Source organism: Mycobacterium sp. (assembly GCF_035314665.1).
GTDB lineage: Bacteria > Actinomycetota > Actinomycetes > Mycobacteriales > Mycobacteriaceae > Mycobacterium.
In genome coordinates, this window is the sequence record NZ_DATFZD010000137.1 from 53634 (window position 1) to 68656 (window position 15023).

A 15023-nucleotide genomic window follows, 5' to 3' on the forward strand; every position below is an offset into this window, starting at 1 on the left:
ACCGTTTGCAGCATGTCGGCCGAGACACAGATCGCGAACCTGCTCTATCGCTACGCCGAATGCATGGACAGCGGCGACTTCGCCGGGGCGGCCGCACTCTTCGAGCACGCCCGCCTGCGGGTCGCCGACGGCCCGCACGGCACGATCGACTCGGCGACCTTGCTGGCGATCTGGACGTCCGGGGTGATGCGCTACCCGGACGGCACGCCGCGCACCAAACACGTCGTCACCAACCCGATCATCGAGGTCGACGAGGCTGCCGGCACGGCCACTTGCCGCAGCTACTACACGGTGATCCAGCACACCGACGACTTCGGCCCGCAGATCATCGTCACCGGCCGCTATCACGACCAATTCGAGCGCGTCGACGGCCGGTGGCGGTATTCCTTCCGCGACTACTCCCTGATGGACATGATCGGCGACGTCAGCCATCACCTGACCGGGCCGCTTGCGCAGACCCGAGGAACCGCCTGATCAGCGCCCTTTTTGGCCTGACCAGGATGCCCGACGCGCAAACCCCGGTTACGGTGTAGTGAACAGATTCGCGCGTAGGAAACCCCCGACGCTGCGACAATCCGAGCTTGAGTCGGGCTGGAACTATGCAGGAGGTAACACCGATGAGCGGATCGCACCGCCGTAAACCGCGGTGGTCGTTGTGGTTGCTCAGTCTGATAGCAGTGCTGGGGCTGAGCCTGGCAACGGCCCCCGCCCAGGCGGCGCCATCGACGCCGCGGCCGCTCGACGCTCTGGCCGCGGTCGGACAGGTAGGTCCGACGATCGTCGACATCGACACCCAGATGGAATATCAGAGCGCCGTGGGCGCCGGAACCGGCATCGTGATCGGTCCGAGCACGATCCTGACCAACAACCACGTCATCGCCGGCGCTACCAGCCTCAACGTGAGGTCCATCGGCAACGGTCAGACGTTCCCGGGCACGGTGATCGGCTTCGACCGCAGCCATGACATCGCCGTAGTGCAGCTTGGCGGAGGCGGACTACAGCCCGCCAACATCGGCAACTCCGACTCGGTTAGGGTCGGCGAACCGATTGTCTCGATGGGCAATGCCGGTGGTGCCGGCGGAGCCCCCAGCGCGATCGACGGCCGCGTCATCGGATTGAACCAGACGGTATCGGCGCACGACGCCCTGACCGGCAGCACCGAGACACTGAACGGATTGATCCAGGTCGACGCCGGAATACGCCCCGGCGACTCCGGCGGGCCCACTGTCAACTCCGCCAACCAGGTGATCGGCCTGAACACCGCCGCGACCGACAACTTCAAACTGGGTCACGGGCAGGGTTTCGTGATCCCGATCAATCGGGCCATGGCCATCGCCGGGCAGATTCAGGGCGGTGGTGGGCCGTCGGTGCACATCGGTCCGACGGCCTTCCTCGGTGTCGGTGTCAACGACGCCGAGGGTGGTGCCGGCGCCGTGGTCAGGCAGGTGATCCCGAACGGTCCTGCCGCCGGTGCCGGCTTCGCACCCGGGGACGTGATCACCTCGATCAACGGCCAACCCGTCAACTCGGCCACCGCGCTCACGGCCATCCTCGATCAGCACCACCCCGGTGACAATGTCACCGTGCGGGCTGGCGGTCGGAGCGCCAACGTGACGCTCGGGGATGGCCCGCCGGGCTGACCTGAACACCGCAGCTTGCGTGGCTGCTCTCAATTCGTTTGGCGTGCATATGGTTTGCGATAGCACGCCTCGGGTAAGTGTAAACTCGTGGACTTGACGAGCGACAGAGATGACACCGTCGAGCATGATCCCGCCGAGGGAAGTCACGTCGAGGACGGCGTAGTCGAGCACCCCAGCGCCGACGACTTCGCCGACGCCAGGGAACTGCCCGCCGATTCAACCTGGTTCAAGCATGCGGTTTTCTACGAAGTGTTGGTCCGGGCGTTCTACGACTCCAACGCCGACGGATTCGGTGACCTGCGTGGCCTGACCGAACGGATCGACTACCTGCAATGGCTGGGTATCGACTGCATTTGGCTGCCGCCGTTCTACGACTCGCCGCTGCGCGACGGCGGCTATGACATCCGCGATTTCTACAAGGTGCTGCCGGAGTTCGGCACCGTCGACGACTTCGTCGAGCTCCTCGACGCCGCGCACCGGCGCGGCATCCGGGTCATCACTGACCTGGTGATGAACCACACCTCGGATTCGCACGCCTGGTTCCAAGAGTCGCGCCGTGACCCTGACGGACCATACGGCGACTACTACGTGTGGAGCGACAGCAGCGACAAATACCCGGACGCGCGGATCATCTTCGTCGACACCGAAGACTCGAACTGGACGTTCGACCCGGTGCGCCGCCAGTTCTACTGGCACCGGTTCTTCGACCATCAGCCCGACCTGAACTACGACAACCCCGATGTTCAGGAGGCGATGCTCGACGTCATGCGGTTCTGGCTCGACCTCGGTATCGACGGGTTCCGGCTGGACGCCGTGCCCTACCTGTTCGAACGTGAGGGCACCAACTGCGAGAACTTGCCGGAGACGCATGCGTTTCTCAAGCGCGTCCGCAAGGTGGTCGACGACGAATTCCCGGCTCGGGTGTTACTTGCCGAGGCCAATCAGTGGCCCGGCGACGTCGTCGAGTACTTCGGTGATCCCGAGACCGGTGGCGACGAGTGCCACATGGCGTTCCACTTTCCGCTGATGCCGCGCATCTTCATGGCGGTGCGCCGGGAATCGCGTTTCCCGATCTCGGAGATCATGGGCCAAACACCGCCAATCCCAAAGATGGCGCAGTGGGGCATCTTCCTGCGTAATCACGACGAGCTGACCCTGGAAATGGTCACCGACGACGAGCGCGACTACATGTACTCCGAATACGCCAAGGATCCGCGGATGAAGGCGAATGTCGGCATCCGCCGCCGGCTGGCCCCGCTGCTGGAGAAGGACCCCGATCAGATCGAGTTGTTCACCGCGCTGCTGCTGTCGCTGCCCGGCTCCCCGGTCATCTACTACGGCGACGAGATCGGTATGGGCGACGTCATCTGGCTCGGCGATCGCGACGGGGTGCGCACCCCGATGCAATGGACGCCGGACCGCAACGCCGGGTTTTCCACGGCCAATCCCGGCCGGCTGTACGTGCCACCCAGCCAGGATCCGGTCTACGGCTACCAAACCGTGAACGTCGAGGCCCAACGCGACACCTCGACCTCGCTGCTCAACTGGACGCGCACGATGCTAATGGTGCGGCGCAGACATGAGGCATTCGCGATAGGTACGTTCGAGGAAATGGGTGGATCCAACCCCTCAGTACTGGCCTACGTGCGCGAAGCCGACCACGACGTGGTCCTTTGCGTCAACAACCTGTCGCGTTTCCCGCAGCCCATCGAATTGAACCTCCAGCACTGGAGCGGCTACACGCCGGTCGAACTGACCGGTCGGGTGGAGTTCCCGCGCATCGGCCAACTGCCTTATCTGCTGACACTGCCAGGACACGGGTTCTACTGGTTCGAGCTGGCAGAGTCGCAGGAGTCGCAATGAACCTGCCGTGGTCTGAATGGCTTCCCCAGCAGCGCTGGTATGCCGGGCGAGCCCGGGAAATCGCCAGCGCGCAGACGGGCCACGTCGTCGCGCTGAACGATGGCCTTGACCTGGTGCTGGTCGACGTCGCTTACACCGACGGTTCGGCGGAGCGCTATCAGGTGCTGGTCAGCTGGGACACCGCCCCGGTTCCCGAGTACACCACTGTCGCCACCATCGGTACCGACAACGACCGCACCGCCTATGACGCGCTGTATGACCCGCCGGCGGCCCAATTCCTGCTGTCCCTGATCGAGGAGTCCGCGGTTCGTTCCGATGTGGCATTCGCCAAGGAGCCGGAGGTCACCCTTCCGTTGGAGGCGGCGCCACGGGTGTCAGACGCCGAGCAGAGCAACACCAGCGTGATCTTCGAGCGAGATGCCATCCTGAAGGTATTCCGCCGCGTCAGCACCGGCATCAACCCTGATATCGAGCTGAACCGGGTGCTCGGACGGGCCGAGAACCCACATGTGGCCAGACTGCTCGGCAGCTACGAACTGAATCACGGTGACGCCGAAACCAACAGCCCGCTCGGCATGGCGACCGAGTACGCGGCCAACGCGGCCGAGGGCTGGGCAATGGCCACCGCCAGCGTCCGCGACCTGTTCGCAGAGGGTGATCTGTACGCCCACGAGGTCGGCGGCGATTTCGCCGGCGAGTCCTACCGGCTCGGCGAGGCCGTCGCGTCAGTGCACGCCACGCTCGCCGAAGCCCTCGGCGCGTCGCAGGCCCCCTTCCCGGTCGACACCATGCTGGCGCGGTTGTCGTCGACGGTCGCCGCGGTATCCGAACTCCAGCAGTACGCGGAGACGATCGAGCAGCGCTTCCAAAAGCTGGCCGAGCAGACCATCACCGTGCAACGGATACATGGCGACCTGCATTTGGGTCAGGTGCTGCGCACGCCGGAGTCCTGGCTATTGATCGACTTCGAAGGTGAGCCCGGTCAGCCGCTGGAGGAGCGCCGCGCCCCGGATTCTCCGTTGCGTGATGTGGCCGGCGTGATGCGCTCGTACGAGTACGCCGCCTACGGACCACTGGTCGACCAGTCGACCGACAAGCAACTCGCCGCGCGCGCACGAGAGTGGGTGCAGCGCAACCGCGCAGCGTTTTGTGACGGGTACGCGGCCGCGTCCGGCGTGGATCCGCGTGATTCGGAGCTGCTGCTGGCCGCATACGAACTGGACAAGGCGGTGTATGAGGCCGGTTACGAGTCGCGGCACCGGCCCGGCTGGCTGCCCATCCCACTGCGGTCGATCGCCAAGCTAATAGGCAATTGATATGAGTGCCGTTTGAGTTGTAGCCGCCGCGCTGCGGGTGTTGCGGTTCGGGTGAAAACATGTCGGCATGCTCCGTGAGACATTCGACAGTGAGGCGCGTTTGTCGTGGGTGCTGGCCGCGCTGGCCGGGGTGCTGGGAGCGACGGCATTTACCCACTCCGAGGGATACTTTGTGACGTTCATGACCGGCAATGCGCAACGCGCTGTGCTGGGCTACTTCCGGGACGACGTGAGGCTATCGGTTTCTGCCGGCGTTCTCATGCTGTGCTTCGTCGCCGGCGTGGTGGTTGCTTCAGTGTGCAGGCGGCATTTCTGGGTGGCGCATCCGCACGGACCGACCGTGCTCACTACCCTGAGCCTGTTGGCCGCTACGATATTGGGCCTCATCGACGACGGGTTGCAAGAGGTTAACCTTGACTTCGCGCCAATTATGTTGGTGGTCTTCGGCGTTGGTGCTCTGAACACATCGTTCGTCAAGGACGGCGAGGTGTCGGTGTCGCTGAGCTATGTGACCGGCACGCTGGTCAAAATGGGGCAGGGCATCGAACGCCACATCGCCGGTGGAAACGTGACGGATTGGCTCGGCTACTTTCTGCTGTTCGCCAGCTTCGTCGTGGGCGCCGCTTTGGGTGGCTGTATCAGTTTGGTATTCAACGGGACCGGGATGCTGATAGCCGCCACGATCGTCTGCGCGTTGACGACCGGCTACACCTACTTCCACCAGGACCGCCGCGCCTTGCTGGATTAGTGCGCCATACAAAGAACATCGGCAGCAGCGCTGGGGGTGCGCTGCTGCCGATGTGTGCGGAGGGTATGTCAGGTTGCGGGTTGAGCGGCGCTCAGTGTCCGCTGAATGTCGGGTTTCATGGCAACCAGTTGCTGGTTCCAGTAGCCCCAGTCGTGTGTCCCGTTGGGCGGGAAGTTGAACGTACCGTTGTTGCCGCCCGCGGCCGCGTAGTTGTCGCGGAACTGCTCGTTGGTGCGCAGCGTGAACTGCTCCAGGAACTTGGCCGGCATGCTGTCGCCGCCAAGGTCGTTCGGAGTGCCGTTACCGCAGTAGACCCAAATGCGGGTGTTGTTTTGCACCAGTCGAGGGATCTGGACCATCGGGTCGTTGCGCTTCCACGCCGGGTCGCTCGTCGGACCCCACATGTTGGTGGCGCTGTAACCACCCGCGTCGCCCATCGCCAGACCGATCAATGTCGGCCACCAGCCCTCGGATGGGTTCAGGAAGCCCGACAGCGATCCCGCGTAGGAGAACTGTTGCGGGTAGTAGGCGGCGAGAATCAGCGCGGAACCACCCGACATCGACATGCCGACTGCGGCATTGCCGGTCGGCGAGATGCCCCGATTGGCCTGCAGATACTGCGGCAGCTCACGGGTTACGAACGTTTCCCACTTGTACGTCTGGCAGCCGGTCTTGCCGCAAGCCGGCTGGTACCAGTCGGTGTAGAAACTCGACTGGCCGCCGACCGGCATGATCACCGACAGGCCTGACTGGTAGTACTCCTCGAATGCGGGAGTGTTGATGTCCCAACCGTTGAAGTCGTCCTGAGCACGCAACCCGTCGAGCAGGTAAACCGCGTGCGGTCCACCGCCCTGGAATTGCACCTTGATATCGCGGCCCATGCCGGCCGATGGCACCTGGAGATACTCGACGGGCAGTCCCTTCCTGGAGAACGCCCCCGCGGTCGCCGAGCCGCCGACAGCACCGACCAGGCCGGCCAGCAGTGCCGCCCCGACAGCCGCGATTACCAGTCGACGCGGCAAACGCGCCGCCGCGCCGCGCAACTTCTCACCGAACTTCATAGCTCCTACCCATCCCAACTTTCATTTGCCGCAGTACGCGGTCGAATAGCTTTCGGAGGCAGTCAAACACAGCGCGCGGCTGACTCCCGTTTGCCGCCTCGGGGTGTGACATCGCGGTTGGCTAACGATTAAGCGTCAGCGCGGACTCAAAGATAACGATTGGGAATCGTTGGCCTGTGGCCATTTACAGCGTGGGTGACCTTGCTCAGGAGACCAGGCGACGTAAAAGTGTTGACGCAGTGCAGATTCCGAGCACCGCGGCCACCACCAAAACGGCGATGTCGGCCGGGTTGAACGGTGTGCCGATCAGCAGCGCACGCAGCGCGTCGACCTCGTAACTGAGCGGGTTGACCCGGCTGAGCAAATGCAGCCAGGCGGGCATCACGTTGACCGGGTAGAGCGCGTTGGACGCGAAGAACAACGGCATCGTGATGGCTTGGCCGATGCCCATCAGCCGATCGCGACTCCGGACCAGGCCGGCCAACGTCATCGACAGGCACGCGAAGAACGCCGCACCCAGCATGACGACGCCCATCGCGGCCAGGATCCGCAGCGGATTGATGGTCAGCCCAACGCCCATCAGATAGGCCAGCGCCAACACACCGACGACCTGCGCCACCGAGCGCACACCCGCCGCGAACGACTTACCGGTGATCAGCGCCGAAGCCGGCGCGGGCGTCACCATCAGCTTGGCGAGGATGCCGGCGTCCCGGTCCCAGATGATCTGTATGCCGTAGAAGATGGAGATGAACAGCGCGGATTGCGCGATGATGCCCGGCGCCAGGAAGGCCAGATACGACACCGAGCCGGTGTTGATCACGTGCAAATGGCTGAACGTGGTACCGAAGATCAACAGCCACAGCGCCGGCTGCACCATCCTGGTGACAAGTTCGGTGCGGTCGTGCTGAAGCTTCTGCAATTCGACGATCGCGAACGCCCCGACGCGACCCACCGTTGCGCAGACGCGTTGCCAGCCACGGGGAGCCTGGACCAGGGTTACCTCGATAGCGCGTTGGTCAACCGGCACGACGGGCAACCTTTCTGCTGGAACGGATTTCACTGAAAGCTTCGGAAGATTCTGTCTGCTGCGACAAGTCGGACGCGGCGTAGTGGCGGAACACGTCCTCGAGCGTGGCCGCGGGCGACAACGTCGACTTCAACTTCGTCGGCGTTCCCACGGCCCGCAACTCACCGCGATGCATCAACGCCACCCGATCGCACAGTGCGTCGGCCTCTTCCATGTAGTGGGTGGTCAGCAGGACGGTCATGCCGAATTGTGTCTGCATGGTCTGTACTTGGCTCCAGACACCTTCCCGGGCAATAGGATCCAGCCCGACGGTGGGTTCGTCGAGCACCAGCAGCGACGGGCGGTTGACAAGCGCTTGGGCCACCTCGAGTCGGCGCACCATGCCGCCGGAGTAGGTCCCGGCGAGGCGGTGGGCCACGTCGAGAAGTTGCATCGCGGCCAGCGCCTGCTCGACGCGTTGGGCGCGCTGGTCGCGCGGCACGCCGTACAGCCGCGCGAACCACTCCACGTTTTGTTTGCCGGTCAGCGCGGGCTCAATGGAAAGCTGTTGTGGCACATAGCCGATATTGCTTCGGACATCGACCGTCTGATGACGCGAGTCCAAGCCGAAGATGCGCAGCTGACCGTGCTGGACCGGCGTCAGCGTCGTGAGCATGCGCACCAACGTGGTTTTGCCGGCCCCATTGGGCCCGAGCAGGCCCATGGTCTCGCCGGGCCGCACCTGCAGCGTCACGTCGTCGACGGCGGTGAACTTGCCGTAGCGATAGGTCAGGTGCTGGCAGTCGATGGCCGGGGGTAGCAGTTCGCTCATGATCGTCGCTCCTGGAGTAATCGTGTCATCGTGTCGAGAACCTCCAATCCCTTTGCCAGAGACGCGATTTGGTCGTTGTCTAGTTCGCCGAGCACCTCGGACAGCAGCGCTCGCCGTGCCGCCCTGGATGCGTCGACGATCTGCTGGGTGGGCGCGGCGAGGGCGAGCTCGCCGACGCGGCGATCGGTGGCTCCGACGCTGCGGGTGAGGAAGCCGCCGGACACCAGCTTGGACACCAGTGTCGAGGCGGTGTTGGGCACCAATCCGAGTTCGGCCGCGGCGGCGCTGACCGATATGCCCGGGTTGCGGCCCACCAGCCAGAGCAGCTCCGACTGCGACTCGGTGAGTCGCGCGGAATCAAAACCGCGGCCGACCGACCTTCGAAGTTGGCGGCGGAATCTGCCGACGATCCGGAAGACCTCGGTCGCTAAATCGGTGCTTACCTGCACCTACCCGACAATACCTCTGTTTACGAGCTATATATTGGTGCGAGCTGTGGAGTGGTTATGCGTCGATAAGCGGGCTAACGCACGACGCGGTGCAGCCGCACGTCGGTCAGGTTGCCGTCGCGGACGGTCGCGGTCATGTACGTGCAGGCTGGTTGCCGGCGGCGATCCGTCGGCGACCCGGGGTTGAGCAGCCGCAGGCCGGTACCGGTAGTGGTGTCCCACGGAATGTGACTGTGGCCGAAGATCAACACGTCGCTATCGGGGTAGTGCTGCGACATCCGTTCCTCCCGGCCGGCCGCGCCGCCGGTCTCGTGGACAACCGTGAAGTGCAGCCCGCCCAGCAGCACGTCCGCGCGTTCCGGCAACCGCGCCCGCAGCGCCGGTCCGTCGTTGTTCCCCCAACACGCCACCAATCGCGTCGCCCGTCCCGCCAGCGTGTCGAGCAACTCGGGCGTCACCCAGTCGCCGGCATGAAAGACGACATCAGCCTGCGCCACTTCGTCCCATACCTGTGCGGGCAGATCGCGGGCGCGTCGCGGCACATGAGTATCGGCAAGCAGTAACAGCCTCATTTGGTCATCTTGCAACAGGATGCTGGCAACGACCCCGGGCGCCACCGCGGTGATCGCGGCACTATACGTTTGCACCTGAGCAGAGGAGAACAGAATGCGCACTTTCGAATCAGTTGCCGACCTCGCCGCCGCCCAGGGTCAAACCATCGGACAAAGCGACTGGGTGACCATCACCCAGGAAGAGGTCAACCTCTTCGCCGATGCGACCGGGGATCACCAGTGGATACACGTTGACCCGGAACGGGCGGCGAAAGGCCCGTTCGGCAAGACCATCGCCCATGGCTTTATGACGTTGGCGCTGTTGCCCCGGCTCCAGCATGAGATGTACACGGTCAATGGCATCAAGCTCGCGGTCAACTACGGCCTGAACAAGGTTCGCTTCCCCGCCCCGGTGCCGGTCGGGTCGAAGATTCGTGCGCAAAGCTCGTTGGTCGGGGTCGATGACCTTGGCAACGGCGCCGTCCAGGCGACGGTATCGACCACCGTGGAGATCGAGGGGTCGGACAAGCCGGCGTGTGTGGCCGAGAGCATCGTCCGTTACATCTCGTAGGCGCCGGCCGTGGACGCTGAACTGGCATCCTGGCTGGCGGCCGGGCAGCACTTCGACTACCTCGGCTTTGACATCTTCTACCGCACGGAAGGCAGCGGGCCTCCGCTATTGCTGATCCACGGCTACCCGTTCAACTCCTTTGACTGGGCACCGATCTGGCCAACGATCACCCAACGCTTCACCGTCATCGCACCGGACATGATGGGGATGGGCTTCTCGGCTAAGCCGGTCGCCTACGAATATTCGGTGCACGACCACGCCGACATGCACGAGGCGCTGCTGGAACACCTGGGAATCGGTAACGCGCACATCATCGCCCATGACATCGGTGACTCCGTGGGACAGGAACTGTTGGCCCGTCACGAGTTTCGTCAGCCCGCTTATGGTCAATTGAGCATCGACTCGATCACCTGGCTCAACGGCGGCATGTTCGTCGAGACCTACACGCCGCGCGCGGCGCAGAAGCTGATGTCCCGGACTCCGTTGGGGGACATCTTCAGTCACGTGCAGGGTAGCCCGCTATCTCGCCGGTTGCTGGAACCGACGCTGCGCGAGATGTTCGGCCCCAACACCAAACCGACACGGCACATGATGGACGTGTTCAACCAGATCTTGGATTACAACGACGGCCGCCGGGTGCTGCACAAGGTCGGCCGGTTCATCAACGACCGCTACACGCATCGGAATCGTTGGGTGCGCGCGATGCGGCAAACCAAGGTTCCGATGCGGTTGATCGACGGGCCGATCGACCCCAACTCGGGTGCGCACATGGCGCGCCGTTACGCCGAGGTGATACCCCACCCCGATGTGGTGATGCTCGCCGACGACATCGGGCACTGGCCGCAACTCGAAGCGCCCGATGCGGTGCTGACCCACTTTTTCGCGCACATCGACCGCGTCACCGAAGGCTCTTAGGCCTGGCGGACGCCCACCGCTGATTCGAGTTCGATCGGCGCCTTCTCGGTGAGCGCGGTCAGCGCGGCGATGTCGGGAACCGCGTCGCGCCCCGCGACATAACCGGACCGCGAAGGTGCGATATCGGCAAATTGTATCCGGTTCGTGGGTTTGCGGCCCTTCACCTGCCGGACGGTGACATCCGAAAGCGGCGGTGGCTGAACGAAGAATCCTTTCGGCTTTTCCAGCCATCCCTTGTCTCCGTAGAACTCCAGTGCCGCGACGACTTCGCGGTCGATCCGCGCAAACGCACGCGGCTGGCTGACCGGGCGGCGCGCCTTCAGACCCATCAGACGATCTCATCGCGAAGAGCCTGCCCTGTCAGAGCGATAGTCGGCCGAGCGATGGGTAGCTCATCGGGTGTGTCGTTGCGCGACTTCAGCAACGATTGAGCAACGAAGCGACCGCTTCGCACGAGCGGGGTAAGCGGCTGGACGACGCTACTCAGCACCGCACCGGGCGGGCTTTGATGCCGGTGCCGGCGAGGGTCGTCGCTGGAGGGTAGCGCCATGGCGGCAGACGTTAAGACCCCTGCAAAGGTCGTGGTAGGGACTTACGTCCCGCCGAAGGTCACCAGGTATGCGACACCCCAATAAAGGTCGAATGTTGCAGTGACGCAGGACTTTAGTCACTCGTCGCAGCTAAGGAGCCGTCATAGCGTTGAGAAGTCAAATCGATAAAGGAGACAAGCAATGACGCAAGCGCCACACAAGGCCGAGCCACGCTGGGCCGAACTATCCGATGACGTCCTCGAGTCACTCGAGGCCGGCCGGAAGAAGGGCATCGAAGCCATCCGTAGCTTCGTCGATGAAGTGACTTCAGTGGTCGAGGGAGAGTCGCGGCGCAAGACCGTTATCGACGCTGCGTTGAAATTGGCTGAAGAGCTGGTCACCACCCGGATCGAATTCATGCGCGGTGTCGTGCGAAGTGCCGGCGAGGCGGTGAACAAGAAGTAGCCCATCACCTCCTGCCAAAACGGCGGCCGTCCACAGTCCCCTCAACTGTGGACGGCCACACTTCGTTTTCCGCGCTGAGGACTGGCAAAGGCACAAGACGTGACCTTCGACCCTCGCGAACGGCCAGACTTGTCGCCGACACTGCACAGCATGACCACATCCGACGACACCGCCCGAAGCTGGCGGGACCTGGCCGACGCGCTCACCGCCGCCCAGATCACGCAACTCGAGCGGCTCGAACGCGACGAACCGCAGGCCCTGCTAAAAACGGCGCAGCAGTGGGCGGCCGAGAACACCACTGCCGCAGAGCGATTCGACGAGGTTGCGCCACCCGCCAGTGCGGTGCGCACATTCGGCTGGCAGCGTGACGGCACCTGGTTCCGCGATTTCGCGGGCACCATGCGGCCCGCCGGGCAGGCCCGCGTTCAGGTGTTCGGCCGACAGCGAGCCGACGGCTCGGTACGTCGGTGGATCACCGTGCACACCAGACATTTAGATGCGCTCGATGCGGCAGCGGCCCGCACACTGGCGGCTGCGCTGACTGACGCGGCCGACGAGATCGAGCGGCTCAGTGTGGACGATCCGCCGCCTCGCCAGGCGACGTCGGTGCCGGAACTTTGCGACTAGACGCGCTTCGCGCGATCCTGTCCGTGCCCGATCACCTCAGAATCGCCTTTGCCTGCCGGATCGGCTACCCCGCGGCACCCACCACCCGTTATCTGCGCGTTCGGCGCGAGCTGCGGCAGTTCGCACACCGCAGCCGCCACTGAATCCTGTCTTTACCTGACCTGAAGTTGCCTATTTGGTCGTGGGGTGGGAGATCGCCGACTGCACCGCGCCGAACCGGTGCCGCGCTCGCTCGTCGGCGGCTTTCTGCTCGTCAGCGGTGACGACAATGGCATCCGGGCCCGGAAATACGGTTGCCGTGTGGCCGGTGTCGAGCCACTGCACCACATACGGTGGTGAACCATCGGACGAGTGCACCTCTGCGATGAGCCCCCGCTGGTCGGGTCGATCAACCGTCGCGCCCTTGATCAACAGCCAGTCTCCAACCTTCGCTTTCATGAACATCCCTTCCATCGAAAGCTCAATCGTGCAGGCGTCCACAGTGGTGGCGGAAGGGCATCAGGCCCTAACTCCCGTGGCCGAAAGTCCCTGACCGCCGAGACCTCGGCAAGGCTGAGTCGACCGCCAAAGACCCGCCAGCACGGTGTCTTTGCGCTCTACGGCGCGCCAACCGGGCATAGTCGAATCGAAGCCATAGGATCGCTGGACGAGGAGGCCATCATGGGTTCATCAGCCCGGACCGCGGCCAGGCACACATGGTCGCTGTGGCGCCACTTCCACCTGGGAGACGCCGGTTCACCGATGACCCTGTATCAGCTAACAGATCGCCTGCACGAAGGACGCACAGTTCGGGTGCCGTGCAACGCCATTGGTCCCACGGTCTCCGCGTGGTTGGCCGAATTGGGAGCCAACAGTCCTATGGTTGAAGACCTCGCGCGAGCGGTCCGGAACGGCGACTGGCCGACCGCCTATGCTGTCGGCGAACACCTGTCAGTTCACGTGGCTGTCGCAGCTTAAGCAACGTCTTCCTGGGCCGGTCCCTCGCAAAAGGACGTCATCGACCTTTCGCGTCACGCGCGCCGGGCCATTCCAATTCGGCTCACTCGCCCTCTTCGATGATGTGAACTGCGGCTTCCTCAGCGGAGGCGGCGCCGCCACTGATGCCAGCGTCCTCAGCAACGAGCTCCGCCTCGGTGTGTTCGCCAAATCCGCAGTCCGGTGCGACGAGCCGACCTGCTCGCCTACCGCCCACTTCTCGCGACTGAGGGAATTCGGCTTCACGCTCGGCCGCATCGGAGCGCTGCTGCTCCTCGTTGTCGAGCCAGACATTAATTCGCGCTGCCGGGTCCGGCTCTTCCTCGGCAAGCTTCTGGTCCAGGCTTTCCGACGGTCCGAAGGCGCCGGGCCCGTATGGTTGCTCGGGCGGCGAAATACCTTCATCGAGTGCGTCATCGACGCCGCGGTCGATGAGGGTGTCCTCTGGCTGCAGCTGGTTGTCGTCGTCCAAACTGTATTCGCCCATCGCTGGGCCGGCGTCGTATCGAGTGCTCATAACAATTGTCCCAGCTGGCCGGTGGTCATGGTGTTCTCCTGAATCGTTGGACATCCCGGCGAGCGGACTCGCGGGTCAACTGGAAGTTAAGTCGCAGCGAGCACACCGACCTAGGGTCGTTTGGCCCTCGATCCGGCAACTTTAGACACGCCGGCAGACGCCTCAGAACTCGGCGACCGCATGCTCCAGGCGCTCGGCCAGCCGGGCTTGCGCCTCGGCCCGCCGAGTGGGTATGTGCTGCGACGGGAAAGGCGTTGTCACCGGCTCATATTCACGCAGGGTCCGGCGGGCGACGGTCATCTTGTGCAGCTCGGTAGCGCCGTCGGCGATGCCCAGCGACTCGGCGGCCACCATCATCTTGACGAACGGCATCTCGTCGGAGACGCCGAGCGCGCCGTGCAGGTGCAGCGCCCGCTGTGCGACGTCGTGCAGCACCTGCGGCATGGCGACCTTGACCGCGGCGATGTCTCGGCGCACCTTCTGGTAGTCGTGGTGCTTGTCGATCAGCCAAGCCGTGCGCAGCACCAGCAGCCGGAACTGCTCGATCTGGATCCAGCTGTCGGCGATCTTCTCCTGGGTCATCTGGAAGTCGGCCAGCTTGCCGTGCCTGGTCTGCCGCGACACCGCGCGCTCACACATCATGTCGAAGGCCTTGCGCGCCAGGGCGATTGTGCGCATCGCGTGATGAATGCGGCCACCGCCGAGGCGGGTCTGCGCGATCATGAACGCCTGGCCTTCGCCGCCCAGCACGTGATCGGCCGGCACCCGGACGCCGTTGTAGCGGACGTAGCCGTGCGAGCCGTGCTTGCCCGACTCCCCTCCCACCGCGACGTTGCGGATGATCTCGATGCCCGGTGTCTCGCCAGGAACGATGAACAGCGACATCTTGTCGTACGTGCGGGCGTCGGGCTTGGTCACGGCCATCACGATGAAGAACGAGGCGTGCCTGGCGTTGCT

The 15023-nt window shown here is 64.1% G+C and carries 18 protein-coding genes and 1 pseudogene; 10 read left to right on the forward strand and 9 right to left on the reverse strand.

Annotation, left to right across the window (positions count from 1 at the left end; translation table 11 throughout):
- Window positions 1-12 precede the first annotated feature (12 nt).
- From VKI00_RS10910 to VKI00_RS10930, 5 genes are all read left to right on the forward strand, one after another.
- Complete coding sequence (locus VKI00_RS10910) at window positions 13-474, forward strand: nuclear transport factor 2 family protein (RefSeq protein ID WP_324437473.1); 462 nt, start codon at window positions 13-15, stop codon at window positions 472-474.
- A gap of 143 nt (window positions 475-617) precedes the next feature.
- Window positions 618-1640, forward strand: coding sequence for a S1C family serine protease (locus VKI00_RS10915; RefSeq protein WP_324437474.1), 1023 nt, complete (start codon window positions 618-620; stop codon window positions 1638-1640).
- Between the two features lie 93 nt (window positions 1641-1733).
- Window positions 1734-3503: a maltose alpha-D-glucosyltransferase gene (treS, locus tag VKI00_RS10920; protein ID WP_324437475.1), complete on the forward strand. Its 1770-nt coding sequence runs from the start codon at window positions 1734-1736 to the stop codon at window positions 3501-3503.
- Window positions 3500-4819 carry a maltokinase N-terminal cap-like domain-containing protein gene (locus VKI00_RS10925; RefSeq protein ID WP_324437476.1) on the forward strand — a complete coding sequence of 440 codons (1320 nt, stop codon included), beginning with the start codon at window positions 3500-3502 and terminating at the stop codon, window positions 4817-4819. The genes treS and VKI00_RS10925 overlap by 4 nt, the downstream gene beginning before the upstream one ends.
- A 67-nt stretch (window positions 4820-4886) precedes the next feature.
- Complete coding sequence (locus VKI00_RS10930) at window positions 4887-5567, forward strand: YoaK family protein (RefSeq protein WP_324437477.1); 681 nt, start codon at window positions 4887-4889, stop codon at window positions 5565-5567.
- Window positions 5568-5635: 68 nt separating this feature from the next.
- Here VKI00_RS10930 and ag85C read toward each other — a convergent pair whose 3' ends face one another.
- From ag85C to VKI00_RS10955, 5 genes are all read right to left on the reverse strand, one after another.
- Window positions 5636-6628, reverse strand: a complete 993-nt coding sequence (gene ag85C / locus VKI00_RS10935) for a diacylglycerol acyltransferase/mycolyltransferase Ag85C (RefSeq protein ID WP_324437478.1) — start codon at window positions 6626-6628, stop codon at window positions 5636-5638.
- A gap of 205 nt (window positions 6629-6833) precedes the next feature.
- Window positions 6834-7655: an ABC transporter permease gene (locus VKI00_RS10940; RefSeq protein WP_324437479.1), complete on the reverse strand. Its 822-nt coding sequence runs from the start codon at window positions 7653-7655 to the stop codon at window positions 6834-6836.
- Window positions 7645-8466, reverse strand: coding sequence for an ATP-binding cassette domain-containing protein (locus tag VKI00_RS10945; RefSeq protein WP_324437480.1), 822 nt, complete (start codon window positions 8464-8466; stop codon window positions 7645-7647). Before VKI00_RS10945 ends, VKI00_RS10940 begins: the two co-directional genes overlap by 11 nt.
- Window positions 8463-8915 carry a MarR family winged helix-turn-helix transcriptional regulator gene (locus tag VKI00_RS10950; RefSeq protein WP_324437481.1) on the reverse strand — a complete coding sequence of 151 codons (453 nt, stop codon included), beginning with the start codon at window positions 8913-8915 and terminating at the stop codon, window positions 8463-8465. Before VKI00_RS10950 ends, VKI00_RS10945 begins: the two co-directional genes overlap by 4 nt.
- Before the next feature lie 74 nt (window positions 8916-8989).
- Window positions 8990-9487 carry a metallophosphoesterase gene (locus VKI00_RS10955; RefSeq protein WP_324437494.1) on the reverse strand — a complete coding sequence of 166 codons (498 nt, stop codon included), beginning with the start codon at window positions 9485-9487 and terminating at the stop codon, window positions 8990-8992.
- A 94-nt stretch (window positions 9488-9581) separates the two neighbouring features.
- On the opposite strand from VKI00_RS10955, the gene VKI00_RS10960 reads away from it, so the two are divergent.
- Window positions 9582-10037: a MaoC family dehydratase gene (locus VKI00_RS10960; RefSeq protein ID WP_324437482.1), complete on the forward strand. Its 456-nt coding sequence runs from the start codon at window positions 9582-9584 to the stop codon at window positions 10035-10037.
- Window positions 10038-10046: 9 nt separating this feature from the next.
- Entirely contained in the window at window positions 10047-10952 is a 906-nt protein-coding gene (locus VKI00_RS10965) for an alpha/beta hydrolase (protein WP_324437483.1), read from the forward strand.
- A gap of 149 nt (window positions 10953-11101) precedes the next feature.
- Here the strand turns inward: VKI00_RS10965 and VKI00_RS10970 are convergent.
- Window positions 11102-11502: pseudogene (locus VKI00_RS10970) on the reverse strand (hypothetical protein); the annotation flags it as partial.
- A 181-nt stretch (window positions 11503-11683) separates the two neighbouring features.
- On the opposite strand from VKI00_RS10970, the gene VKI00_RS10975 reads away from it, so the two are divergent.
- Complete coding sequence (locus VKI00_RS10975) at window positions 11684-11947, forward strand: hypothetical protein (protein WP_324437484.1); 264 nt, start codon at window positions 11684-11686, stop codon at window positions 11945-11947.
- 150 nt (window positions 11948-12097) lie between these two features.
- The gene (locus VKI00_RS10980) at window positions 12098-12574 is read left to right on the forward strand and encodes a hypothetical protein (protein WP_324437485.1); all 477 of its coding nucleotides are present in this window, start codon (window positions 12098-12100) and stop codon (window positions 12572-12574) included.
- A 171-nt stretch (window positions 12575-12745) separates the two neighbouring features.
- On the opposite strand, the gene VKI00_RS10985 is transcribed toward VKI00_RS10980, so the two are convergent.
- On the reverse strand, window positions 12746-13012 hold the full coding sequence (locus VKI00_RS10985; protein ID WP_324437486.1) for a DUF1918 domain-containing protein: 267 nt from the start codon (window positions 13010-13012) through the stop codon (window positions 12746-12748).
- Window positions 13013-13315: 303 nt separating this feature from the next.
- Here VKI00_RS10985 and VKI00_RS10990 point away from each other — a divergent pair, with 303 nt between their 5' ends.
- Complete coding sequence (locus tag VKI00_RS10990) at window positions 13316-13531, forward strand: hypothetical protein (RefSeq protein ID WP_324437495.1); 216 nt, start codon at window positions 13316-13318, stop codon at window positions 13529-13531.
- Window positions 13532-13613: 82 nt separating this feature from the next.
- Here VKI00_RS10990 and VKI00_RS10995 read toward each other — a convergent pair whose 3' ends face one another.
- Together VKI00_RS10995 and VKI00_RS11000 are read right to left on the reverse strand one after the other, a co-directional pair.
- Window positions 13614-14066, reverse strand: a complete 453-nt coding sequence (locus VKI00_RS10995; RefSeq protein WP_324437487.1) for a DUF5709 domain-containing protein — start codon at window positions 14064-14066, stop codon at window positions 13614-13616.
- A gap of 162 nt (window positions 14067-14228) precedes the next feature.
- On the reverse strand, window positions 14229-15023 hold a 795-nt coding region (locus tag VKI00_RS11000; protein WP_324437488.1), incomplete at its 5' end, for an acyl-CoA dehydrogenase family protein.